The sequence below is a fragment of the Stenotrophomonas sp. pho genome (assembly GCF_006228405.1).
Lineage (GTDB): Bacteria > Pseudomonadota > Gammaproteobacteria > Xanthomonadales > Xanthomonadaceae > Stenotrophomonas > Stenotrophomonas sepilia.
Map to the genome: position 1 here is coordinate 2,705,904 of NZ_CP029759.1, position 20,873 is coordinate 2,726,776.

16 protein-coding genes, 7 tRNA genes and 5 pseudogenes are annotated in these 20,873 nt (G+C 66.8%); 13 read left to right on the forward strand and 15 right to left on the reverse strand.

Annotated features, from left to right (window positions below):
* Nucleotides 1–3 precede the first annotated feature (3 nt).
* Nucleotides 4–1,071: a GlxA family transcriptional regulator gene (locus DL544_RS12705; protein WP_005417111.1), complete on the reverse strand. Its 1,068-nt coding sequence runs from the start codon at nucleotides 1,069–1,071 to the stop codon at nucleotides 4–6.
* A 186-nt stretch (nucleotides 1,072–1,257) separates the two neighbouring features.
* On the opposite strand from DL544_RS12705, the gene DL544_RS12710 reads away from it, so the two are divergent.
* From DL544_RS12710 to DL544_RS12740, 7 genes are all read left to right on the forward strand, one after another.
* On the forward strand, nucleotides 1,258–1,656 hold the full coding sequence (locus DL544_RS12710; protein WP_049415383.1) for a heavy metal-responsive transcriptional regulator: 399 nt from the start codon (nucleotides 1,258–1,260) through the stop codon (nucleotides 1,654–1,656).
* 103 nt (nucleotides 1,657–1,759) lie between these two features.
* Nucleotides 1,760–1,835 (forward strand) — tRNA-Ala (locus DL544_RS12715).
* A 54-nt stretch (nucleotides 1,836–1,889) separates the two neighbouring features.
* Nucleotides 1,890–1,965, forward strand: a tRNA-Glu gene (locus DL544_RS12720).
* A gap of 185 nt (nucleotides 1,966–2,150) precedes the next feature.
* A tRNA-Ala gene (locus DL544_RS12725) sits at nucleotides 2,151–2,226 on the forward strand.
* A gap of 49 nt (nucleotides 2,227–2,275) precedes the next feature.
* Nucleotides 2,276–2,351 (forward strand) — tRNA-Glu (locus DL544_RS12730).
* 44 nt (nucleotides 2,352–2,395) lie between these two features.
* Nucleotides 2,396–2,471: transfer RNA gene (locus tag DL544_RS12735), tRNA-Ala, on the forward strand.
* Between the two features lie 47 nt (nucleotides 2,472–2,518).
* Nucleotides 2,519–2,594, forward strand: a tRNA-Glu gene (locus DL544_RS12740).
* Nucleotides 2,595–2,689: 95 nt separating this feature from the next.
* Here DL544_RS12740 and DL544_RS12745 read toward each other — a convergent pair.
* On the reverse strand, nucleotides 2,690–3,106 hold the full coding sequence (locus tag DL544_RS12745) for a GNAT family N-acetyltransferase (protein ID WP_139727277.1): 417 nt from the start codon (nucleotides 3,104–3,106) through the stop codon (nucleotides 2,690–2,692).
* Between the two features lie 76 nt (nucleotides 3,107–3,182).
* Between DL544_RS12745 and DL544_RS12750 the strand changes: the two genes are divergently transcribed.
* Nucleotides 3,183–4,139 (forward strand): SOS response-associated peptidase family protein, encoded by a 957-nt coding sequence (locus tag DL544_RS12750; RefSeq protein ID WP_065178515.1) that lies wholly within the window; start codon nucleotides 3,183–3,185, stop codon nucleotides 4,137–4,139.
* Nucleotides 4,140–4,262: 123 nt separating this feature from the next.
* Here the strand turns inward: DL544_RS12750 and DL544_RS12755 are convergent, their stop codons facing one another.
* Nucleotides 4,263–4,643, reverse strand: a complete 381-nt coding sequence (locus tag DL544_RS12755) for a response regulator (protein WP_005417125.1) — start codon at nucleotides 4,641–4,643, stop codon at nucleotides 4,263–4,265.
* Nucleotides 4,644–4,775: 132 nt separating this feature from the next.
* Here DL544_RS12755 and DL544_RS12760 point away from each other — a divergent pair.
* The 3 genes and pseudogenes from DL544_RS12760 to DL544_RS22510 all read left to right on the forward strand — a co-directional run.
* Nucleotides 4,776–4,861 (forward strand) — tRNA-Leu (locus tag DL544_RS12760).
* A gap of 157 nt (nucleotides 4,862–5,018) precedes the next feature.
* Nucleotides 5,019–5,177 (forward strand): hypothetical protein, encoded by a 159-nt coding sequence (locus tag DL544_RS22505; RefSeq protein ID WP_176556927.1) that lies wholly within the window; start codon nucleotides 5,019–5,021, stop codon nucleotides 5,175–5,177.
* Nucleotides 5,131–5,338, forward strand: a pseudogene (locus DL544_RS22510) (GGDEF domain-containing protein); the annotation flags it as partial. The gene DL544_RS22505 and the pseudogene DL544_RS22510, both read left to right, overlap by 47 nt.
* Before the next feature lie 27 nt (nucleotides 5,339–5,365).
* Here the strand turns inward: DL544_RS22510 and DL544_RS12775 are convergent.
* A pseudogene (locus DL544_RS12775) lies at nucleotides 5,366–7,191 on the reverse strand (methyl-accepting chemotaxis protein).
* A gap of 532 nt (nucleotides 7,192–7,723) precedes the next feature.
* Here DL544_RS12775 and DL544_RS12785 point away from each other — a divergent pair.
* Both DL544_RS12785 and DL544_RS12790 read left to right on the forward strand, forming a co-directional pair.
* Nucleotides 7,724–8,812 carry a DUF5694 domain-containing protein gene (locus DL544_RS12785; RefSeq protein ID WP_139727279.1) on the forward strand — a complete coding sequence of 363 codons (1,089 nt, stop codon included), beginning with the start codon at nucleotides 7,724–7,726 and terminating at the stop codon, nucleotides 8,810–8,812.
* A 61-nt stretch (nucleotides 8,813–8,873) separates the two neighbouring features.
* Nucleotides 8,874–9,167 (forward strand): putative quinol monooxygenase, encoded by a 294-nt coding sequence (locus DL544_RS12790; RefSeq protein WP_139727281.1) that lies wholly within the window; start codon nucleotides 8,874–8,876, stop codon nucleotides 9,165–9,167.
* Here DL544_RS12790 and DL544_RS12795 read toward each other — a convergent pair.
* The 11 genes and pseudogenes from DL544_RS12795 to DL544_RS12845 form a co-directional block, all read right to left on the reverse strand.
* On the reverse strand, nucleotides 9,109–9,411 hold the full coding sequence (locus DL544_RS12795) for a hypothetical protein (protein ID WP_032954271.1): 303 nt from the start codon (nucleotides 9,409–9,411) through the stop codon (nucleotides 9,109–9,111). The two genes, DL544_RS12790 and DL544_RS12795, sit on opposite strands and share 59 nt — an antisense overlap.
* Nucleotides 9,412–9,473: 62 nt before the next feature.
* A complete protein-coding gene (locus DL544_RS12800; RefSeq protein WP_065178518.1) occupies nucleotides 9,474–11,663 on the reverse strand; it encodes a PAS domain S-box protein in 2,190 nt (729 codons plus the stop codon).
* A gap of 208 nt (nucleotides 11,664–11,871) precedes the next feature.
* Nucleotides 11,872–14,258, reverse strand: a pseudogene (locus DL544_RS12805) (Tex family protein).
* Nucleotides 14,259–14,465: 207 nt separating this feature from the next.
* On the reverse strand, nucleotides 14,466–14,681 hold the full coding sequence (locus DL544_RS12810) for a hypothetical protein (protein ID WP_005417149.1): 216 nt from the start codon (nucleotides 14,679–14,681) through the stop codon (nucleotides 14,466–14,468).
* A 384-nt stretch (nucleotides 14,682–15,065) separates the two neighbouring features.
* Nucleotides 15,066–15,469, reverse strand: a pseudogene (locus tag DL544_RS12815) (hypothetical protein).
* Nucleotides 15,470–15,513: 44 nt separating this feature from the next.
* Nucleotides 15,514–15,672 carry a PspC domain-containing protein gene (locus tag DL544_RS12820; protein ID WP_194430536.1) on the reverse strand — a complete coding sequence of 53 codons (159 nt, stop codon included), beginning with the start codon at nucleotides 15,670–15,672 and terminating at the stop codon, nucleotides 15,514–15,516.
* 112 nt (nucleotides 15,673–15,784) lie between these two features.
* Nucleotides 15,785–16,153, reverse strand: coding sequence for a YfeK family protein (locus tag DL544_RS12825; protein WP_139727283.1), 369 nt, complete (start codon nucleotides 16,151–16,153; stop codon nucleotides 15,785–15,787).
* A 32-nt stretch (nucleotides 16,154–16,185) separates the two neighbouring features.
* Entirely contained in the window at nucleotides 16,186–17,253 is a 1,068-nt protein-coding gene (phaC, locus tag DL544_RS12830; RefSeq protein WP_065196101.1) for a class III poly(R)-hydroxyalkanoic acid synthase subunit PhaC, read from the reverse strand.
* Nucleotides 17,250–18,299 carry a class III poly(R)-hydroxyalkanoic acid synthase subunit PhaE gene (gene phaE / locus DL544_RS12835; RefSeq protein WP_139727285.1) on the reverse strand — a complete coding sequence of 350 codons (1,050 nt, stop codon included), beginning with the start codon at nucleotides 18,297–18,299 and terminating at the stop codon, nucleotides 17,250–17,252. The genes phaC and phaE overlap by 4 nt, the downstream gene beginning before the upstream one ends.
* 22 nt (nucleotides 18,300–18,321) lie before the next feature.
* Complete coding sequence (locus tag DL544_RS12840; RefSeq protein WP_019660264.1) at nucleotides 18,322–18,936, reverse strand: CDP-alcohol phosphatidyltransferase family protein; 615 nt, start codon at nucleotides 18,934–18,936, stop codon at nucleotides 18,322–18,324.
* A gap of 529 nt (nucleotides 18,937–19,465) precedes the next feature.
* Nucleotides 19,466–20,826: pseudogene (locus DL544_RS12845) on the reverse strand (MATE family efflux transporter).
* Between the last annotated feature and the right edge of the window lie 47 nt (nucleotides 20,827–20,873).

Sequence of the window (20,873 nt, forward strand, 5' to 3'; positions counted from 1 at the left end):
GCTTCAGGCCGCGCTGCGCGGCATCTGCATGCCAGGCGCCGGTTGCAGCCCGCGCAGGCTGCCCGCCACCGACGACAACAGCGGCCGTTCGCGCCGTTTGTTGTTGACCTGCCGGCGATAGTTGGCCGGCGTCATTCCGACAATGCGCAGGAACAGGCGGCGGAATGCGCTCTGGTCTGCATAGCCCACGCCCCAGGCCACTTCATCGATACCCGCCCCCTGCTGCAGCAATGTCTGCGCCTTGGCGATACGCAACCGCTGGCAATACTCGATCGGACGCAGGCCGGTGGCCTTCAGGAAGCGCCGCTGCAGAGTCCGTGGCTCCAGTCCGGAAACCTCGCAGATCGCTCCGAGCGTGGCCCCACGCGCAGCGGTGGTATGCAGCCAGCGTTGCGCCTTCAGTACGTCGCGATCGCCGTGGGCGAAGTTGGCACTGAAACGCTCCAGATCCTGCTGGATCGCCGCGGGCACCGTGATCCCCAACTGCTGCGCCACGGAACTCGCTACGCCCTGGCCGTGCAGCCGGTACAGCAGCCGCAGGGCGAGGAAGCGCCAGGCCTGGGAACCGGCCACTGTCAGCAGATCACCGTCGTCGACCAGCGCGCGCTCACTGGGCACCCAGCTGGCCGACTGCCCCTGCAGGCCCGGATGGCGCCCGAGGTCCGGCCCACTGACGGTGCGCCCGGCAAGCAGACCCGCGCGTGCCAGCATGCTGACACCATCGCTGGCAGCTGCCAGCAGACTGCCGCCATCGTAATGCGCGCGCAGCCAATCCAGCAGGACCTCATCGGCGCGCAGGCAGACGCCTTGACTGATCTGGCCAGGCACGGCGATCACGGCGGGAATGTCCGCCTCGAGCATCTCCGCGCCGGCAATGCGATGCACGCCGGTCTGGCTGGCTGGCACGACCCAGCGGGTCACCAGGACACGCTTGAACGGGCGACGCTGCTGCTGGGCAAGCCGGTTGGCGACGTGTGCCATTTCGGTCAGCACCGAGGCCGCCGACGGGTCCCCTCCCGGGTACTCGACCACCGCGACCTCTACGAATCCCTCGTTCCTGAATCCTTCCACAGAGCATCTCCTCGGTTCGTTGCAGGCCATCCAGCGGCCGGTTCAGGCGCAGGGTAGGAACTGCCACGACGGCGGGGCTATGAAGAAAGTTGCAAAGTGCGCTGAATGCGCCGTCAGCGACGGGAGCTTGACCCTGGACCTGACTCCAGGCTTCAGAATGACCGGCAGCATCCGCAGGAATCCGCCATGAACATTGGTCAACTGGCGCGCCAGGCCGGCGTACCGATCGATACCGTGCGCTACTACGAGCGCCAGCAGTTGCTGCCCACCGCGGCACGCTCGGCCGGGGGCTACCGCATCTTCGGTGAGCAGGACCTGCGCCGGCTGCGCTTCATCCGCCGCGCCAAGACGCTGGGCTTCAGCCTGGAACAAATCGCCGAACTGCTGGCACTCAGTGATCGCCACCCGCAGGACATGGGCAGCGTGCGCGACGCGGCACAGGCCCGCCTACAGGACATCGCGCAGCGCATGGCTGAACTGCAACGCATGCACAGCGCGCTCTCGCAGCTGGTCGACGCCTGCCCCGGCCACGGCACCCTGGATCAGTGCCCGATCCTGGCGGCGCTGACCGACGGCGCCGACTGAGTACGTGCGATCGTCGCCCCCCTCGCAACGCACGTGAAGAAAAGTGCAACAAATGCTTGCCAACCCTCTGGGGCAAGGCTATTATTTCGCTCCTCAGCGACGTGGGGCCATAGCTCAGCTGGGAGAGCGCCTGCATGGCATGCAGGAGGTCAGCGGTTCGATCCCGCTTGGCTCCACCAATCTTTCGGCATTAGGCCGTCGAAAGGTCGCTAAAGAACATTGATGAGAATTGCGTCCCCATCGTCTAGAGGCCTAGGACATCACCCTTTCACGGTGGCGACCGGGGTTCGAATCCCCGTGGGGACGCCACTCATCACGAACAACGAGGACCCGGCCGATAACCGGGTCTTTTTTGTTCACCGCCTACTGGCATTCAGGTTGTGGCGTTGCGGTTCCCCTGCCCTTGGTGGCGAAGGTTGAACCGGGACGAAAAAAGTTCGAAAAAAGCTTCCACAAACGTGAACACGCAGGTATGATAGGCGGCTCGGTAACACGGGGCCATAGCTCAGCTGGGAGAGCGCCTGCATGGCATGCAGGAGGTCAGCGGTTCGATCCCGCTTGGCTCCACCACTTTCGACATTAGGCCGTCGAAAGTTCTACAACTTGAAGTTTTTCGTGCGTCCCCATCGTCTAGAGGCCTAGGACATCACCCTTTCACGGTGGCGACCGGGGTTCGAATCCCCGTGGGGACGCCAGTTTCAAGACGGACTCTGCTCCTGGCAGATATCCAGAGTTTCATGGGGCCATAGCTCAGCTGGGAGAGCGCCTGCATGGCATGCAGGAGGTCAGCGGTTCGATCCCGCTTGGCTCCACCACTTCGACATTAGGCCGTCGAAGGATCTACAACTTGAAGTTTTCGTGCGTCCCCATCGTCTAGAGGCCTAGGACATCACCCTTTCACGGTGGCGACCGGGGTTCGAATCCCCGTGGGGACGCCAATTCTTGAAAACCCCGGCTTCGGCCGGGGTTTTTCTTTGCCCGCGATCTGCCATCAAACCGCCCTGCGCGTAGATGACTTCACCCCGCCCACGGCTCAGAACCGCCGATACATCCCGATCGATGCCGGCGCAGTCGGTGCGAAACCAAACTGTGCATACAGCCGATGCGCCTCGCCATCGGCCAGCAGGCTGACGTAAGCCGACGGCGGCAGGTTGGCCTGCATCCAGCCGTCCAGGCGCCGCATCACCTCCTTGCCCAGACCCTGCCCCTGCAACCGCGGCAGCACCGCGATGTCGCAGACCTGCAGGTGGCAGCCGCCATCGCCGACGATACGCCCCATCGCCACAAGTTCTGCACCCTGGTAGGCACACACGCCGAACAGCGTATTGGGCAGCGCGCGCGCAGCTGCTTCCCGGGTCTTGGCGCTGAGGCCTGCGAGCACACGCAACTGGCAATAGTCCTCGACCGTGGGCACGGCTTCGCGGAACTGGCAGGTGATGGAATCATTCATGCGACATCTCCGGATGGGTCGGGCTATCCTGCCGCATCCACGTCGCAGCCGCTGCGACCCAGGCCCAAAGAGTCCCATGTGCTATTCCGCCCTGATCCGCGCTGACTACGCCAAGCTGGTACGCGAGTTCGGCGCCATCCTGTCGCTGGAGGACTTCGCCGAGCTGTACGCACACGATCCGGGCAAGAAGCGGCCGAAGACCCCGAAGGCGATGGATGACGGATTCGCCGGTGCGCGTACCGAACAGGGGCGGGACATCGTGGCGAAGATCCAGCAATGGCATGCGCAGGAGCAACAGGCACTGGAGGCCGAACTGGCCCGGCAACGCGAACGACGCGATATTGCCCATGCCACGCTGGCCACCCGGCCCACGCAGAAGGCGCGCAACGACCTGCGCGTGGCCGGCAACCGCATCGAGCGCGCACAGGCCCGGCTGGAAGACCTGCATCGGGTGCAGCTGCTGCCGCGTGACAACCGCATTTTCCCCGGCACCTACGCACCGGTGATGGTCAGCGAGAACGGCCAGCGCGTGATCAGGCCGATGCGCTACCAGTGCCGGCTGCCGGACAAGCCGGCGCGCAACGACGTGCTTTACCCCGGCACCTACAATGCGCGGCGCGACAGCCTGGAAGGTTACTGGCGGGGTGCGTTCGGACTGCGCCATGGCGTGGTGGTGGTACAGGCGTTCTACGAGCACGTGCCCCGCCACGCCATCGCCGGCCGCACCCTCGGTGCCGACGAAAAGGAACAGGACGTGGTACTCGAATTCCGTCCCGATCCGCCGCGCGACCTGCTGCTGGCCTGCCTCTGGGCAGAATGGGAAGGACCGGAAGGCCGCCTGCTGTCGTTTGCCACGATCACCGACGCACCGCCCAGCGACGTCGCCGCTGCCGGGCATGACCGCGGCGTAGTGCCGATCCGCAAGGAACACCTCGACGCCTGGCTCAACCCCGAACCGGATGACCTGGCGCGCCAGTACCGCATCCTCGACGACCGCGAGGAGATCCGTTACGTGTACAAGGAAGCGGGCTGAGCGCCGGACGCAATTGAAAAACCCCGCCTGGGCGGGGTTCCTGGATCAGGGGTTGCCGCCGAACATCGCAGACGCGAGCATTCACCCCCCGGCAGTATCCCCTGCAGGTCCGTGGCGGACGGCTCAGGCCTTGACGCTGGAGCGACCCACCGCACGCGCCAGCGCGCGTGACAGATCGGCCGACAGGTAGGGCTTGACCAGCAACAGGCCGGCCAACATCGGTGTTGGCAGCTGCTCGGCCAGCGTTCCGGTGGCCAGCACGAACGGAATGCCACGTGCCGAAAGCGCTGCAGCCACCGGTTCACTGGTCTCGTTGCGGGCCAGCCGGTAGTCCAGCAGGGCCACGTCCGGGGTGCTCTGCTCCAGCAGCTGCAGGGCTTCGGACACGCTCGCTGCAAGCCCGACCACAGTCGCGCCGGCATGCACCAACTGCATCTGCAGCAGGGCCGCACTCATTTCGTCGTTCTCGACCACCAGCACCCTCAGGTCCTGCAACACTGTCATCGGCTACCGCTCCTGGAGGCAATTGCACGCTGGGAGTATAGCTATCAAGGGGCCAATGCCGACAGGAACCGCCCTCATAGGCCCTCCTACTATGCATCGCCTGCCGACCTCGGTTACACTCGCACGCTGCCTGCCGGTGTGGCGGAATGGTATACGCAGCTGACTCAAAATCAGCCGGGGGTGACCCCATGAAGGTTCGAGTCCTTTCACCGGCACCACTGCATCAAAGGCCAGGTCCATGACCTGGCTTTTTGCATTTCCCGGGTCCGAGCGCCCGACACTGGCAAGCATGCCCCAGCATGCCCTGCCCGCGCGCTGCCCCTCCTGCGGGCGTCCGACGCCGTCGCCCGGTCCCACTACTTCTCGCTGCCAGGCGTGATCGAGCACACCAGCTGGGGCGACGTTTCCGAACGGGCGATGGCGCTGCAGATCGCCCGCCATCTGCCTGACGTATCCGATCAGCGCCGGGCGCTGGGACGCCAACAACCTGCAGGCGGCTGCCGCGATCCTCGACGGCTGCCCGCAACGCGGTGATGACCTGCTGGCCCGCGACGGCGGCGAGGAATTCATCGCCGCCCTGCGAGCGCCTGCGCGCCGCCGTGGAAGCCACCGCGCTGCCCGCCGCTGAGGCCCATGTGACCATCAGCATCGGCGTAGCCTGGCAGGTTGCACATGAGCAGGCCGCCCAACAAGGCCGGGGAACAGCACTCCGACCGCCGGGCCTAGACCGCGCGCAGCACCGCCCACCGTGCAGGTGCCCGGCCCCGCCCTGCACCCGGAAGCTGGCCACCGTCTGCAGCAGCTGCGCCGACTGCTCTTCCATGCTGCGCGCTGCGGCCGAGGCTTCCTCGACCAGCGCGGCGTTCTGCTGGGTGCCCTGATCGATCAGATCGACGGCATGATTCATCTGCTGAATGTCGTCGCTCTGCTGCTGCGCGGCCGTGCTGATCTCGGACATCAGATCACTGACACGGCGCACATTGACCACGATCTCGTCCATGGTGCGTCCGGCGCTCTCAACCTGCGCGGTACCGGCGCCGACATTGGCCACCGACGCATCGATCAGCTGCTTGATCTCCTTCGCGGCACTGGCCGAGCGCTGCGACAGTTCGCGGATCTCGGTGGCGACCACGGCGAAGCCACGCCCGTGTTCGCCCGCACGCGCTGCTTCCACCGCCGCGTTCAACGCAAGGAAGTTGGTCTGGAAAGCAATGCCGTCGATCACGCCGATGATGTCGACGATGCGCCGCGAGGAAGCGTTGATCACGGCCATGGTCTCGACCACTTCGTGCACCACGTTGCCACCGCGGGCAGCGACATCAGCAGCACCACCGGCCAGCTGACTGGCCTGCCGTGCGTTGGTCGCGGTGCGCTGCACGGTCTCGGCCAGGCCCTTCATCGACACCGCGGTCTCCTCCAGCGACGCGGCCTGCTGCTCGGTGCGCTGCGACAGATCGCTGTTGCCCTGCGCGATCTCGGTGGCACCGACGGCGATGGTGTCGGCGGCGAACTTGATCTGGGCGATGATCGCGGCCATCGCCTCCACCAACGAATTCACGCCTTCGCACAGCTCGGCGATCGGCCCGTTCTTGTCGGCAGTGGCCACGCGCCGGGTCAGGTCGCCCTCCTTCGCGGCCGCCACCACTTCACGGGTCTGCGCCACGGCACGTTGCATGGCCTGGTTCTCATGCACCTGCGCGGTGATGTCGGTGGCGTACTTGACCACCTTGAATGGCTTTCCGTTGAGATCCAGGATCGGGTTGTAGGACGCCTGGATCCAGACCTCGCGCCCGCCCTTGCCGAGGCGCCGGTACTGGCCGGCATCGTATTCGCCACGGCCGAGCTTCTCCCAGAACTGGCGATACTCGGCACTGCCACGATACTCGGGCTCGACGAACAGCGAGTGGTGCTGGCCACGCACGTCGTCCAGGCTGTAGCCGGTGGCGGCCAGGAAGTTGTCGTTGGCCGAAAGGATGCGGCCGTCCATGCCGAACTCGATCACCGCCTGCGACTTGTCGATCGCCGCCAGCTGCCCGGCCGAGTCGGCTGCCTGCAGCTTCTGCGCAGTGATGTCGGTGGCGAACTTGACCACCTTGTATGGCCGCCCCTGCCGGTCCAGCACCGGGTTGTACGAGGCCTGGATCCAGATCTCGCGCTGGCCCTTGCCGAAGCGCCGGTACTGGCCAGCGTCATATTCGCCACGCCCCAGCCGCGCCCAGAACTCGCGGTACTCGGCGCTGCGCGCCTGCTCGGGATCGACGAACAGGGAATGATGCTTTCCCTGGATCTCCTCCAGCCGGTAGCCCATCGCCTGCAGGAAGTTGTCATTGGCCTGCAGGATGGTGCCATCGAGGGCGAACTCGATGACCGCCTGGACCCGGTGCAGCGCCGCGACCTGGGCTTCCAGCTCGGCACGGCCATCGGACACGGCCTCGGCGCCGGTGCGGTGCTGGGGAGCCAGCGCGCCCAGCAGGGCACGCCACGGCGACCAACGGGTATGCAGCTCGGCCGGCGCCTGCGCGCCCGCCGTGAAGCCTGGAATGAGCATTGTCTGATCCTCGGTGTCCGGTAAGCGGTTGCGACCCGACGGGCGGGATGCCCGGCGGCAACTTCAGGTGCCAGGGACTACAGGTGCCAACCGGCACCTCTCGAGCGACTGCCACGAACGTCTGCTGCGGGTGCGATCGGCATCTGGGAGCGGCGGAACACACAGCGCGGGCCGCCCATCGGGGACGGCCTGGGGTCCTGCGGCGGGTGACTGGAGCGGGATCCAGAGGGAGTATCGGCGAGGCGATCGGTGGCTTTAGCCGGATTACGCGACGTCCGTCGCAACTTCAGATGCGGCTGCAGGGACGCGGTAGACAATCGCGATGTACTTCACATTCTGCTCACGCTCGGCGGGGCACGGGGTGTCGTCACGGAACATATCGCGCGTTGCCGCCGTCACTGGGCATAGCCTTGCCCGGCACGCCGATGCAGTTCAAGCCCAAAAGGTTTGCATGACCAACGGGCGATTCCATGGCAGGTGAAAATGGCCAGCATGCAGCGAACCGCAGGACGCTCACTGACACGGAGATCGCATGTTCCCACGCTTGGCCAGCTTCCTGATCCTGGGCCTGTGCAGTACCGGCGCCCTCGCTGCCGATGCCACCTATCGGCCCGCCTTCCAGCCGGACCAGCTGAAGGGGCCGCCTGCAGGGCGACCGAACGAGGTACTGGTACTGGGCACCGCCCACCTGTCCGGCCTGCCCAAGTCCTTCCAGCCCGCCTTGCTTGAACCGTTGCTGCAGCGACTGGTCGCCTGGAAGCCCGGGCTGATCGCCACCGAAGACCTGTCCGGCCTCCAGTGCGATTCCATGCGTCGCTACCCGGAACGCTATGCGGAGAGCGTGGCCACCTACTGCTTCGACACCACCGCTGCGCAGGCTGCCACCGGCCTGGACGTGCCTTCAGCGAACGCCCAGGCCGAGCGCCTGCTTGCGACCTGGCCGGACGAGCCGACGCCCGCCCAGCGTCGTCGGCTCGCCGCATTGTTCCTGGCTGCGGGCGAACGCGGCTCGGCGCAGGTGCAATGGCTGCGCCTGCCTGCGTCCGAGCGCAAAGCCGGCGATGGGCTGACGCCGGCCCTGGTCGAGATCCTCCGCAAAGGCCTGGTCCGCCGCAATGAAACCAGCCTGATCGCCGCCGTCGTTGCCGCCCGCCTCGGGCATGAACGGCTGTGGGCCGTGGACGACCACACGGCCGATTCTCCCACACCGGCGGAGGATAAGGCGGCGGCCAGTGCAGCCATCACCGGTGCCTGGAACAATACGTACTTGCGGGCGCGACGGGAGGCCGATGAACGCCTCGTGGCCAATCTGGACAAGCCCGGTGGCGTCATGGCGCTGTATCGGGATTACAACAGCCCGGCGGCAGCGATGGCAGCGTACCAGAGCGACTTCGGCGCGACGCTCGTCGAGCCGTCCTCCAAGGCGTTCGGCCGGATGTATGTCGGTTACTGGGAAACCCGCAACCTGCGCATGGTCGCCAACATCCGCGACGTGCTGGGCCTGCACCCTGGCAGCCGAATGCTGGCCATCGTCGGTGCCTCGCACAAGGGCTACTACGAGGCCTACCTCAATCAGATGCACGACGTGCAGCTGGTCAGTACGGACGCAGTACTGCGTTGACCAGGATAGGTGCCGGCCATGCGCTGGCACTATCCTGCAAGGCCCGTCTGCAGGTGCCGACATGCTGAAAGTGATCGCCGAGGATTTCATCCATCCCGATGCCGTGGATACCGTGCTTCCCCTGTACCGCGAGCTGGTCGCATGCACGCAGCGAGAGCCGCTCTGCCTCGGCTATGAACTGTTCGTCGACGACCAGAGGGACCCCGGGCATTTCGTCTTCATCGAGCAATGGCCGGACCGCGACGCACTGGATATCCATTGCGCCAGCGAGCACTTCCAGCGTCTGGTGCCTCAGATCAACGCGTTCCAGCGCGCACCGTGCCGGGTCCTGCTGATGGACGCCGCACGGGTGTAGTGCCGGAAGCGAGACGCCCGCCGACGCTGCGGCCATGCCGCCACAGCAACAGGCAGGCTGCAACCGTGCACGCCAGGCTCAGGACCAGCAGCGCGACCGCGCCTTGCTGCAGCACGGGCAACAACGCCTGCGCGTACGGGTCGCCGCGCAGCTGTTCGGCGCGCAGGCAGGTGGCCAGCGCCAGGCACCAGCCGATCAGGGCCGGAATGAACATGCGCACCGCAACCGGGTTCCAGGCATTCATGGGTTCACCTGCTTGAGTGGAGATGCGCGCAGTATTCGCGCGCGTCCTCTCACAGGCTGAGATCAGTCCTGGGCGGCATCGGCATCGTCGCCTGGAAGCCCCGACAGCTCGCCCTGCACCTGCACGTTGTTGCGCCCCAGCGCCTTGGCCCGGTAGCACTGTGCATCGGCAGCGGCCACTGCCTGGTCCACGCTCATGCCCCCCGCCAGGGGCGCGATGCCGATGCTGGCACCGACCCGCAGCCGGTGCTGATCCCATGGAATGGACAGCGCTGACAGGGTCTGCAGGAGCTCACCGCCGATCCGTGCGGCACGACGCGGCGTACACCCGGACAGGATCACCGCGAACTCGTCGCCGCCCAGCCGCGCCACCACGTCCGAATCACGCACACCATGTCGCAGCACACTGGCCACCGCCCACAGCACGGCATCGCCGGCCAGGTGGCCCCAGGTGTCGTTGACCGGCTTGAAGCGGTCCAGATCGATGTACATCAGCGAGGCGGCCTGCCCGGTGCGCTCGACGCGGGTGATCGCCTGCTGCAGGTGCACCTCGAAACCGCGGCGGTTGCTCAGTTCGGTGAGTGGATCGATCTCGGCCAGGTGGCGGGCTTCGCGCTGCCGCGCCCGCTGCTGGGTGTCGTCGCGCAGCACCCACACCGCGCCGCGCACATGGCCTTCGTCATCGCGCAGCCAGGCCCGCGTCAGATCCACCGGCACCGTTGCCGTGCCCAGGCGCAGCAGCAGGTCGGCATGCAGGTCCACCGCGTTGCTTTCCGGGTCCAGGAGTACCTGCACATCCAGCACCGAGCCGGGCGCGTACTCGGTGGTCAGCGCCAGCACGTCCTGCACCCTGTGCCCGGCCAGCGACAGCGCGCCATCACCGGCCAGGGTGCGTACCGCGGCCGCGTTGGCATAGTCGATGCGGCCGTCAAGGTTGACGCTGAGCACCAGGTCGGCCACCGCATCCAGGGTGATGCGACTGCGCTGTTCGCTCTCGAACAGGCGTTGCTCACTGCTGCGCTGGGCGGTGATGTCCTGGATCTGCGACACGAAATGCAGTGGCTGGCCATGCTCGCTGCGCACCAGCGACACTGACAGCCGCGCCCAGATGATGCGGCCGTCGCGGTCGAGATAGCGCTTTTCAAGGTGGTAATGGCTGCGCCGTCCGGCCAGCAGGTCCTGCACCAGGGCCAGGTCGGTCTGCAGGTCATCGGGATGGGTCAGGCGCTGGAAGTCGACCTGCAGCAGCTCTTCGCGCGGGTAACCCAGGATCCGGCACAGCGCATCATTGACGTCCAGCCAACGCCCCTCCAGCGACACCAGCGCCATGCCCAACGCCGCCGACGTGAATGCACCGGCGAACTTCTCCGCCGACAGCCGCGCCTCAGCCCGTGCCTGCAGGATCTCGGTGATGTCGATGGCCATGCCGACGTAGCCGATGCGTGCGCCATCGGCACCTTCCATGCGGCTGATCGACAGGCGCACCTGGCGTGGCAGGCCCTCCTTGCGCAGCAACGTCCACTGCCGCGAGTAGGTCTGCCCGTCAGCGCGAGCACTGAGCGCTTCGAACACGTCGGGAAGGTTGCCCTCGGCATCGGCCAACGGCTCCAGCCAGGCTTTCAGTTCCTCCGGATCGTGGAACGCATCGAGCCGGCGCTGGCCGACCACCTCCGCTGCGCTGTAGCCCAGCAGGCGCTCCGCACCCGTGTTGAACAGGGTGATGGTGCCATCGGTATCGGTGGCGATCACCGCTACCTCATCGGACGCATCGACCACGGCCTGCAGGCGTTGCCGGGTCTCGGCCGCGTCCTGCCTCGCCTGCTGCAGCTCGGTGACGTCAGCATGCGCGCCGGCCATCCACAGCGGCTTGCCCTGCCCATCCCATTCGAAGACCCGCCCGCGGTCCTGGATCCAGATCCACTGCCCGTTCTTGTGGCGCATGCGCAGCAGGCAGGCGTAGTTGTCGCTGCGGCCTTCGAAATGCTCATCCAGCGCCGCATCGGACAGCGCGATGTCATCGGGATGGACCAGCTTCAGGAACGTCTTCTGGCAGATGGGTTGCAGCTCTTCCAGGCGGTAGCCGACGATCTCAGCCCAGCGCGCGTTGACCCGCATCTCGCCGGTCTGCACGTTCCATTCCCAGGTTCCCGCGGCGGTACCGTCGATGATCATCGCCAGGCGGCGACGCTCTTCCGCCAGCTCCTGCAGGCGGCGCTCCAGCAGTCCATTGCCGTGGGTGCCCTGGCCCGGCATCAATCCGGTCCCCTGCCGGCACGGGCAGGCGCCGACCGCAGCGGAACGCTGCGGCCTGCAACGAAGATGGCGGGTCGTGCTGGCGTCATGGCCCTCCCCAGCAACAGCGGGGTGGCCGGACGCCTCCCCTCAAGCGCAAGTGTGCGCAATCACGGGGAAAATCGACAAGTCCCCCGCCACGAATCAAGTGTGACGGGGAACGCGGTCCTCAACTGCGCTTGGCGCGGGCGAAGGCCTCGGCCAGGGCGTTGTTGGCCGGCGGCGCGGGCGCGGCGGGACGGCTGCCATTGCCTTGGCCCCGGTTCGGCCCGCGGTTCTGGCCGCCTGCATCGCGGCGCGGACCCTGCCCATGGCCGCGCTCATCACGCTGGCCCGGGCGGCTGGTCGCTTGCCCGGGGTATCGTCCAGGCGCCGGGTCAGGGCGATGCGCTTGCGCGCCACGTCCACCTCCAGCACCTTCACCTTGACGATATCACCGGCCTTGACCACGTCGCGCGGGTCCTTCACGAACGTATCGGAAAGCGCCGAGATGTGGATCAGGCCGTCCTGGTGCACACCGATATCGACGAAGGCACCGAAGGCCGCCACGTTGCTGACCACACCCTCGAGCACCATGCCCTCGCGCAGGTCCTTGATGTCCTCGACGCCCTCGGCGAAGCGTGCCGCCTTGAACTCGGGACGTGGGTCTCGGCCCGGCTTCTCCAGTTCCTTGAGGATGTCACGCACGGTCGGCACGCCGAAGGTGGCATCGGTGAACTGCTCGGCCTTCAGGCCGCGCAGGAAGCTGCCATCACCGATCAGCGCCTTGATCGGGCGCGCGGTGCTGGCCACGATGCGCTCGACCACCGGGTAGGCTTCCGGGTGTACCGCCGAAGCATCCAGCGGCTCATCACCGTCGGCAATGCGCAGGAAGCCCGCGCACTGTTCAAAGGTCTTCTCGCCCAGGCGCGCGACCTTCAGCAGGTCCTTGCGGCGCTTGAACGGGCCGTTCGCATCACGGTGGCGCACGATGTTCTCGGCCACCGTGGCCGACAGGCCGGACACCCGCGACAACAGTGCAGCCGAAGCGGTGTTCACGTACACGCCCACCGCGTTCACGCAGTCCTCCACGCGGGCATCCAGCGCGCGCGCCAGGCGGTACTGGTCCACATCGTGCTGGTACTGGCCGACACCGATCGCCTTGGGTTCGATCTTCACCAGTTCGGCCAGCGGGTCCTGCAGGCGGCGGGCGATCGACACCGCCCCACGTAGCGACACGTCCAGCTCCGGGAACTCCCTGGCCGCGAACTCGGACGCCGAATACACCGACGCCCCGGCCTCGCTGACCACTGCCTTCTGCAGCTTCGGGTTGGCAGCGGCCTTGATCGCTTCACCAGCCAGCTTGTCGGTTTCGCGGCTGGCGGTGCCGTTGCCGATCGCGATCAGTTCCACGTTGTGCTTGGCGCACAGCTGCTTGATCGTCTGCAGCGACTGCTCCCACTGGCGACGAGGCTCGTGCGGGTAGATGGTGTCGGTGGCGACCAGCTTGCCGGTGGCATCGACCACGGCGATCTTGCAGCCGGTGCGGATGCCCGGGTCCAGTCCGAGCACGGTCTTCGGGCCGGCGGGTGCCGCCAGCAACAGGTCCTTCAGGTTGTCGCCGAACACCGCGATGGCTTCGGCTTCGGCCTTTTCGCGGGCCTGGTTGAACAGGTCCAGCAGCAGATGGGTGTGCAGCTTGGCGCGCCAGGTCAGCCGGCACGCATCCAGCAGCCAGCGGTCGGCGGCGCGGCCCTGGTCGGCGATGCCGGCCTTGCGCGCCACGCGTCCTTCGGCGTACTGATGGCCAGCCTCGGCATCGCTGCCCGGGTCCAGTTCCAGGAGCAGGATCTCCTCGCGGCGCGCACGGAACAGTGCCAGCAAGCGATGCGACGGAATCTTCGCCAGCGCCTCGGCATGCTCGAAGTAGTCGCGGTACTTGGCGCCCTCGGTTTCCTTGCCCTCGGCGACGCGGGCACGGATCACCCCGTTCTCGCCCAGCCAGGTGCGCAGTTCACCGACCAGCGCGGCGTCTTCGCCCCAGCGCTCCATCAGGATCGCGCGCGCGCCTTCCAACGCGGCCTTGGTGTCGGCTACGCCCTTGTCGGCGTCGACGAAGGTGGCCGCGAACGTCTGCGGGTCCTGCGTCGGGTCGGCCAGCAGGCCATCGGCCAACGGCTCCAGGCCGGCCTCGCGGGCGATCTGCGCACGGGTGCGGCGCTTGGGCTTGTACGGCAGGTACAGGTCTTCCAGCCGGCTCTTGGTGTCGGCCGCCAGGATGTCATTGCGCAGCTCGTCACTGAGCTTGCCCTGCTCGCCGATGCTGGCCAGCACCGCCGCACGGCGGTCCTCCAGCTCGCGCAGGTAGGTCAGCCGGGTTTCCAGGTTGCGCAGCTGGGTGTCGTCCAGGCCACCGGTCACTTCCTTGCGGTAGCGCGCGATGAACGGAACGCTGGCGCCTTCGTCGAGCAGGCCGACTGCGGCGCGTACCTGGGCGGACTGGGCACCGATTTCGTCGGCGATGGTCTGGGCGATCTGCTGGGCGAGCGCGCTCTGGGCGTTCTTGGCGTCGTGCATTGCTTCAGGTCTGTGCCGCGTTTCGGGAAGCCCCCATTCTGGCAATCCGCGACGGAGCCGGACAAGGCATTGACAGGGGGCGAGGTTCAGCGGCGAAGCCGGATTGGACGCCGGCATCCTGGCAAAGAGCGGGCTCGGACTGGCCCGGGGCTGGGATGCCGGCGCGGGCGCGCGATGGTGGGCGCGCCCTGCCGCGTGTTGCGACGGTCAGCGGTAGTGGCGGGCGGCGCGCTGCATGACGATGTCGTCACGCATGCCTTCCAGGGCCATCAGGCGGACCTTGCCGACACCCTGCAGTTCCATGAACCGCTCCGTGTAGAACTCCGGCCCCAGCGCGGTGTCGGCGCGGGATTTGCTGAAGCCGTAGGGCACCACGCCCTTCTCGCCATCCTTGCTACCACCGACATAAAGAACGATTGCCATGTGATGTATTCCTCCAAATTGCTACTGCGTACTGCGCTCGATGAGCGATGCTGCGAGCTCATCAAGGAAGAGCTTACCGCGTCGAACCTGACTGGAACGTCACGAAGGCTAATGACGATCGGTTGCATGCAGATGACTGCGGGATCGCAGCAGAATGCTTACGGATCTTTAACTTCCGGCTAACGAATCGGTGGGGGATTCCCGCCAACGGCGCAGCCCCTCGTGGGTGGTTTGGTTGGTCGCGGAAAGCCGGTTTCCTGTGGGCTGGCCGGAGGGTGGGTAGGCCGGGGACGCCGTGAACCCAACCCGACCGACCAGCGCGAGGGTTTTGCATTTGACAACCAGGCATCACCACCCACGAGGGGCTGCGCCGTTGGCTGGAAACTACGGCCACCAACCACGCCCGAACCGGGCGAAATGATCGGCCGCGCGTTCGAACGGATTGCGTGCACTCACCCGCCGCACAGCAGGTACACCGGCAGGTACAGCGGCCCCAGCACCATGTACTGGTAAACGTGCGCGCGCTCGTGGTCGTCCAGCCGGATCAGCGGCTCCACGCCCCACCCCGCCTGATGCGCATAGGTCCGGCAGCAGATGCCGAGGTCATGGCCGGTATGCAGGATCACGTTGCCCAGGGTGATCGCACCGCCCGGCCCCCACGGCCAGTGATCGAACACCACGGCGCAGTCCCGCCCGCTCCATCGCAGCGTCGCGCCGCCAAGCATGCCGGCCAAGCCGCCGATCAGGCCGATCAGTGTGTTGGGCAGCGTCCATGCGGCGCCCAGCATCTGCAGCGCGCGCAGCCAGAGCGGCCAGGATCGAGCGGCGGTGTTCAATCCGCCTCGTTCGGAATCAGCAGCCACAGGATCAGGTAGATCAGAATGCCGGGGAAGGCGGCCGAGCCGATCGATACCAGCACGAACACGATCCGCACCAGGGTGGGGTTCCAGCCGAAGCGATGGGCAATGCCGCCCATCACGCCGGCAATCATGCGGTCGTTCAATGAACGCGACAGCGTCTTGGGCGTGGTGTTCACGGCGGTGTCTCCTCGGCTTGCGGGCAGAATCAGTCGAGCACGCCGCGACTCTACACCGCCTCCGTGTCTACGGCGTGCGGAGACGCAGCGCCTGCAGGCGCGCACCGAACCAGGCGGCCGCGGTCTGTTCAGGCTGCCCCGGGCACTGGATGCGGTAAGGCTTCCCGCTCATGCTGCTCTGGCTGGCGGCGCGCTCGATGAACTGCTCGGCGCTGTCCACCATGTCCTTCTTCAGCAGGTAGTCGTACTTGCGCTGCAGATGGGCGCGCGCATCGCTGCCGTCGTACCAGCTGCCATTGCGCTGGAACCGGCACTGCGAGCCGTCCAGGCTGGAGATCAGCTGGGCGATCTCCCGGCGTGCATCGGCACTGGGTGCGGCGTGGACAAGTGGTGCTGCCAGCAGTGGCGCAAGAATCAACAAAGTCCGGTACGTCATCATCCCCCAGGTCAGTCGAGCATGGCTCGACTCTACAGGTCGCGTGCCTTCAACCAGCCATCAATCGTGGCCGGCACTTCGCGCTGGGCGCGGCCGGACACATAGATACCAATGTGGCCACCGCGGAAACTGGACTCGGTGTAGTCGTCCGTGCCCAGGCGCCCACGCATCGCGCGCGAGGCGTCCGGCGGTACCAGATGGTCCTGCTCGGCATAGATGTTCAGCACCGGCAAGGTCACCTGCGACAGATCCACGGCTTCCTCGCCGATCCGCACCGTACCGTTCACCAGGCCGTTGCCCTGGTAGAACTGCTTGATGAAGTCACGGAACGCCTCGCCCGCCAGGTCCGGCGAATCGAAGATCCATTTTTCCATGCGCAGGAAATCCTCCAGCGCCGCCTTGTCGTCGAGGATATCGAGCAGACCGACGTACTTCTGCACGTTCAGGCGGAATGGCTTGAGCATCAGGTAGCTGGCATTCATCAGGTCAGCCGGTATGTTGCCCAGCGTATCCACCAGCAGATCCACGTCCACCTGCCGCGCCCAGTGCGAGAGCATGTTGTCGGCCGTCTGGAAATCGACCGGGGTGACCATGGTGATCAGCTTGCCCAGCTTCTCCCGGCGCAGCGCGGCATAGCACAGCGCGAACACACCGCCCTGGCAGATGCCGAGCAGGTCGATCGGGCCGCCACTGCGCACGCGCAGTGCATCCACCGCACCATCGATATAGCGCAGCAGATAGTCCTCCAGCGTCTGGAAGCGCTCCGAACGATCCGGGTAGCCCCAGTCCAGCACGTACACGTCCTGCCCGAGCGCCAACAGCTTCTGCACCAGGGAGCGGTCGGCCTGCAGGTCGACCATGTACGGCCGGTTGACCAGCGCGTAGACGATCAGCAGCGGCGTGCGCCGGGTCGGCGCCTGTTCGCCGACGAAGCGGTAGAGCACCACCTTGCCGTCGCGCCACACTTCCTCGCGGGCGGTCACGCCATAGTCAACGTCTTCCACCTGCGGCAGCAGCTTCAGCCCTTCCATCAGCTTGCGCTGCATCGCCATGGTTTCCTGCATCAGGTCATCGGCGTTGAAGCCCAGCGGTCCCTTCATCGGTCACGTGCCCGTGAGGTGGTGCGAGATTCGGACTTTTTGGCAGCCGCCTTCTTTGCCGGCGCGGCCCTCTTCGCGGCCTTGCGGGCGGCTGGCTTCACCTTCGCCGGCGTCGGCTGCGCCACCGGATCGACCGCAGCGGTTCCAGCCAGCACCGCCACTTGTGTCTGCAGCCGGCGCAGGCTGCGCTCCAGCTCGGCGATGCGGCGGTGTGCGGCATCCATCTCGCTGCGGGTCGGCAGGCCGATACGTTCACTCATCTGTTCCACCTCGCGCTGCAGGCCGGCGCGCAGACGCATCTGCGCGTTGCCCAGCGAGGCGTACACCTGCTGGAACGGTTCGGACATGGCGACCTTGGCGTAGGCCTCCTCGGCCACTTCGATCCACAGGTCGAACATCGCGCGGGCGCTGGTCAGCTGGCTGCCGGGCTGCTCGTGCTCGGCCAGGCGCTGCTCGAACAGCGCGAAGGCCTCGTCCAGTGCCTGCTTGATCTGATCGACATAGGCGCGCGAATGCTGCTGGTATTCCTCCTGCGCACGCAGCAGGGCCTGCCAACGCGCCTGGTGCTCGCGGCCGGGGCCGAATGCCGGGCTCTGCAGCCACGGGCCCGCCTGCAGCTGGAACTGCTGCAGCCAGGCGGCGAACTCCGGAACCGCGGCGCCGGCGTGGGTGCTGCCACGGGCGCCCTGCAGCATCCATTGCAGCATGCCGTCGCCCTGCCCCTGCACCGCCTCGCGCCAGGCCTGGGCGACGTCGGCACTGCTGGCGTCGCGGCCGGCAAACCGTGCGGCGACCTCCTGCATGGTGCCGTACCAGCTGCCCGCCTGTTCGCGGAACCGGCGCACGGCATCTTCCGGCGCGCCGGGCGCCTGTTCGGGCAGCAATTGGCCCCACCAGTCAAACAACCGTTGCCAGCTGCCGGGGTCGTCACCGGCAGGTGCAGCGGGCGCGCCCGCATGGCGCAGAGCATCACCCCAGGCGCCGAAGTACTGCCGGGCCAGCGTCTCGAAATCGCTACTGCCGGCATCGTGGGCCGAGCTGGTCATCGCAGGCCTCCGCAGGGCTGGCTCATGGCTTGGGGATACGCAGGGTCTTGCTGATCATCAGCGACCCGGACAGGGCGAACAACAGCACCATCGGGTGCAGCTGCCACGGTCCGATCTGCCACTGGCCGAACCAGATGTTCTGGCCGATGGCATCGGTGCCCGCGGCGATCGCCAGTACGATCACCAGCACCAGGCTGGTCGGGATCGGGGTGCCCTCGAAATACGTGACCTTGCCCTCATCGCCGGTCATTGCCTCGGCTGTGACGTTGTAGCGTGCCAGGCGGCTGACGCCGCAGCAGACGAAGTAGCTCAGCACCAGCCAGTCCCAGCCACCCTGCATGCCGCAGGCATAGGCCAGCGCCGCTGGGGCCACCCCGAAGGAGATCACGTCGGACAGCGAGTCCAGCTCGCGGCCCAGGGTGGAGCTGGACTTGCGCCAGCGCGCGATGCGCCCATCAAGGGCGTCGAAGATGAAGGCCAACGGGATCAGCGCCATGCCGAACAGCAGGTAGCCACGCTCGCCGTCCTGCAGGAAGCGCATGGCGGCAAATACCGCACCGGTGCCGCAGAAAGCATTGGCCAGGGTGAACCAGTCGGCCAGCTGGAACTCGCGCAGCATCGAGAAGTGACGTTTCATGGGGACTCACGGAGCATCAAGGCCCACAGGTTACCGCGAGCGCCGTCGCTGGTGACAGCGCTGACGGGGTCCACCCTTCACCGCCCCCTCACCCGCCCTCACCGGCGGTGAATTTTTCGCCACCCATCTTGACAGCCTAGGGGGGTGGCGCCTGTCGCGGCTTATCCACAAAGTTGCCCACGCGTAATCCACACCCCCTGTGGACAACCAGATCTCACCGACTGCGACGGTGGACATTTCCTCATCACCCTGACGCGGGGTTTCCCTACTTCCCAAGCCGCGAGGTCGGCGCTATGGTCACCGGCGGGCCCGCCGCCGCCACGCCCGATTCCTGGTGACGGGCGATGATGATGCCGGATGCTTCCACCCTGGCCGCGCAGCTGCGAAGGCCCCGCCGCAGCGCCGCACTGGCGGTCAACACCCTGTGCTTGTACTTCCGCCTGCTGCTGGCGCAGCGGCGCTGAAGTGGTAGAGCCGGCCGCTGGCCGGCTGCCCCTGCCATTCCGGGGTGCCGGACGGCGGCAGGCAACTACCCAGCCTGCACCCGCCGCCAACGCGCGAAGCACAACACCTGCAGCACCAGCATGGCCAGCAACCCCAGCGGCCACGCCCACCACACGCCGGCCAGCCCGTGCTGCGCCTGCATCCACATCGCCAGCGGCAGTTCCACCAGCAGCACCGCTGCCATACCCAGCAACGCTGGCAACCATACCGTGCCGCTGCCGCGCATCACCCCGACAAGCACCGCGCTGATTCCCATCGCCAGCACGCCCCACACCACAGTGCGCAGCTGCAACGCAGCCAGCTCGCGCACGTCGGCTGCCGCCAGGATCAGCCCGGTCAGCCCGCGCGCCAGCGCCACAACCAGCACCACCACCACGCTCAGCGTCGCCAGCGCCACCAGCACACCAGTCCGGGCGATGGCCGGCAGCCGTGCTGTACGCCCGGCGCCCATCGCATGCGCCGCGAGGATGGTGGCGGTGATCCCCAACGACATTGCCGGCAACTGCACCCAGTTCATCAGCTGGTTGACCGCACCGTAGGCGGCCGTAGCGGTGTAGCCGTAACGGTTGATCCAGCCAGCAACACGATTTCGGCGACGGCCAGGCTGAGCATCTGCAGCGAGGAGGGTATGCCGATGCGCAGCATCGATCGGATGATCGCGCCATCGAAACGAATGGCATGCAACAACTCAGGGCCCGGTGCAAGGGGATGTCCTGCCCGATGCCAACGCAACAACAGCCAGCCCAGGGCCAACAGCGAGGCAAACGCCGCCGACACCGCCGCACTGGCCGATCCCAGCCGCGGCAGGCCGGCCCAGCCCAGAATCAGCAGCGGCGTGCACAGCAGGCCGACCGCCGTGGCCAGCAGCAGCGCATGCAGCGGCGTCTTCGCATCGCCTACTGCGCGGCTCACGGCAGTGGCCAGCCACAGGAGGAAGAACGCCGGCGCCGCCAGCAGCAGCACGCGCGCGTAGACGATGGACTCACCGAGGATCGGTGCCGGTGTACCCAGTGACATCAGAAGCTGTGGTGCGAAACCGCTCCCCAGAGCCATCACCAGCACCGACAGCACAAGGATCAGCGCCACCGCACTGCCAGCCACCGCGCGCACCTGCTGCGGCCGACCCGCACCCCAGGCGTGCCCGATCAGCACCATCGCGCCGGTCGCCAGGCCCATCACCAGGGTCAGCAGCAGGAAGAAGACCGGGAAGAACGCGGCGGCCACGGCCACCGCCTGGGTACCGAGCAGATGGCCGAGGTAGATGTTGTCCAGCGTGCCTGCGGCCAGCTGCAGCGCATTGGTCAGCAGCATCGGCAGCAGCAGGGCCAGGTAGGTGCGCCACAGAGGCGGCGCGACCAGGGGCGTGGGATGTACAGGGGAGTTCATGGGGTTCTCTGGGCAAGGCGCTGCCCTGCCCGGCGTTTCCACCAGCA

Excerpts from the sequence above, each read along its gene's own strand:
- DL544_RS12710 (WP_049415383.1), top strand. The coding sequence starts at position 1,258 with ATGAACATTGGTCAACTGGCGCGCCAGGCCGGCGTACCGATCGATACC.
- DL544_RS12745 (WP_139727277.1), bottom strand. The coding sequence starts at position 3,106 with ATGAATGATTCCATCACCTGCCAGTTCCGCGAAGCCGTGCCCACGGTC.
- DL544_RS12750 (WP_065178515.1), top strand. The coding sequence starts at position 3,183 with ATGTGCTATTCCGCCCTGATCCGCGCTGACTACGCCAAGCTGGTACGC.
- DL544_RS12755 (WP_005417125.1), bottom strand. The coding sequence starts at position 4,643 with ATGACAGTGTTGCAGGACCTGAGGGTGCTGGTGGTCGAGAACGACGAA.
- DL544_RS12785 (WP_139727279.1), top strand. The coding sequence starts at position 7,724 with ATGTTCCCACGCTTGGCCAGCTTCCTGATCCTGGGCCTGTGCAGTACC.
- DL544_RS12790 (WP_139727281.1), top strand. The coding sequence starts at position 8,874 with ATGCTGAAAGTGATCGCCGAGGATTTCATCCATCCCGATGCCGTGGAT.
- DL544_RS12795 (WP_032954271.1), bottom strand. The coding sequence starts at position 9,411 with ATGAATGCCTGGAACCCGGTTGCGGTGCGCATGTTCATTCCGGCCCTG.
- DL544_RS12800 (WP_065178518.1), bottom strand. The coding sequence starts at position 11,663 with ATGCCGGGCCAGGGCACCCACGGCAATGGACTGCTGGAGCGCCGCCTG.
- DL544_RS12810 (WP_005417149.1), bottom strand. The coding sequence starts at position 14,681 with ATGGCAATCGTTCTTTATGTCGGTGGTAGCAAGGATGGCGAGAAGGGC.
- DL544_RS12820 (WP_194430536.1), bottom strand. The coding sequence starts at position 15,672 with ATGATTGCCGGCGTGATGGGCGGCATTGCCCATCGCTTCGGCTGGAAC.
- DL544_RS12825 (WP_139727283.1), bottom strand. The coding sequence starts at position 16,153 with ATGACGTACCGGACTTTGTTGATTCTTGCGCCACTGCTGGCAGCACCA.
- phaC (WP_065196101.1), bottom strand. The coding sequence starts at position 17,253 with ATGAAGGGACCGCTGGGCTTCAACGCCGATGACCTGATGCAGGAAACC.
- phaE (WP_139727285.1), bottom strand. The coding sequence starts at position 18,299 with ATGACCAGCTCGGCCCACGATGCCGGCAGTAGCGATTTCGAGACGCTG.
- DL544_RS12840 (WP_019660264.1), bottom strand. The coding sequence starts at position 18,936 with ATGAAACGTCACTTCTCGATGCTGCGCGAGTTCCAGCTGGCCGACTGG.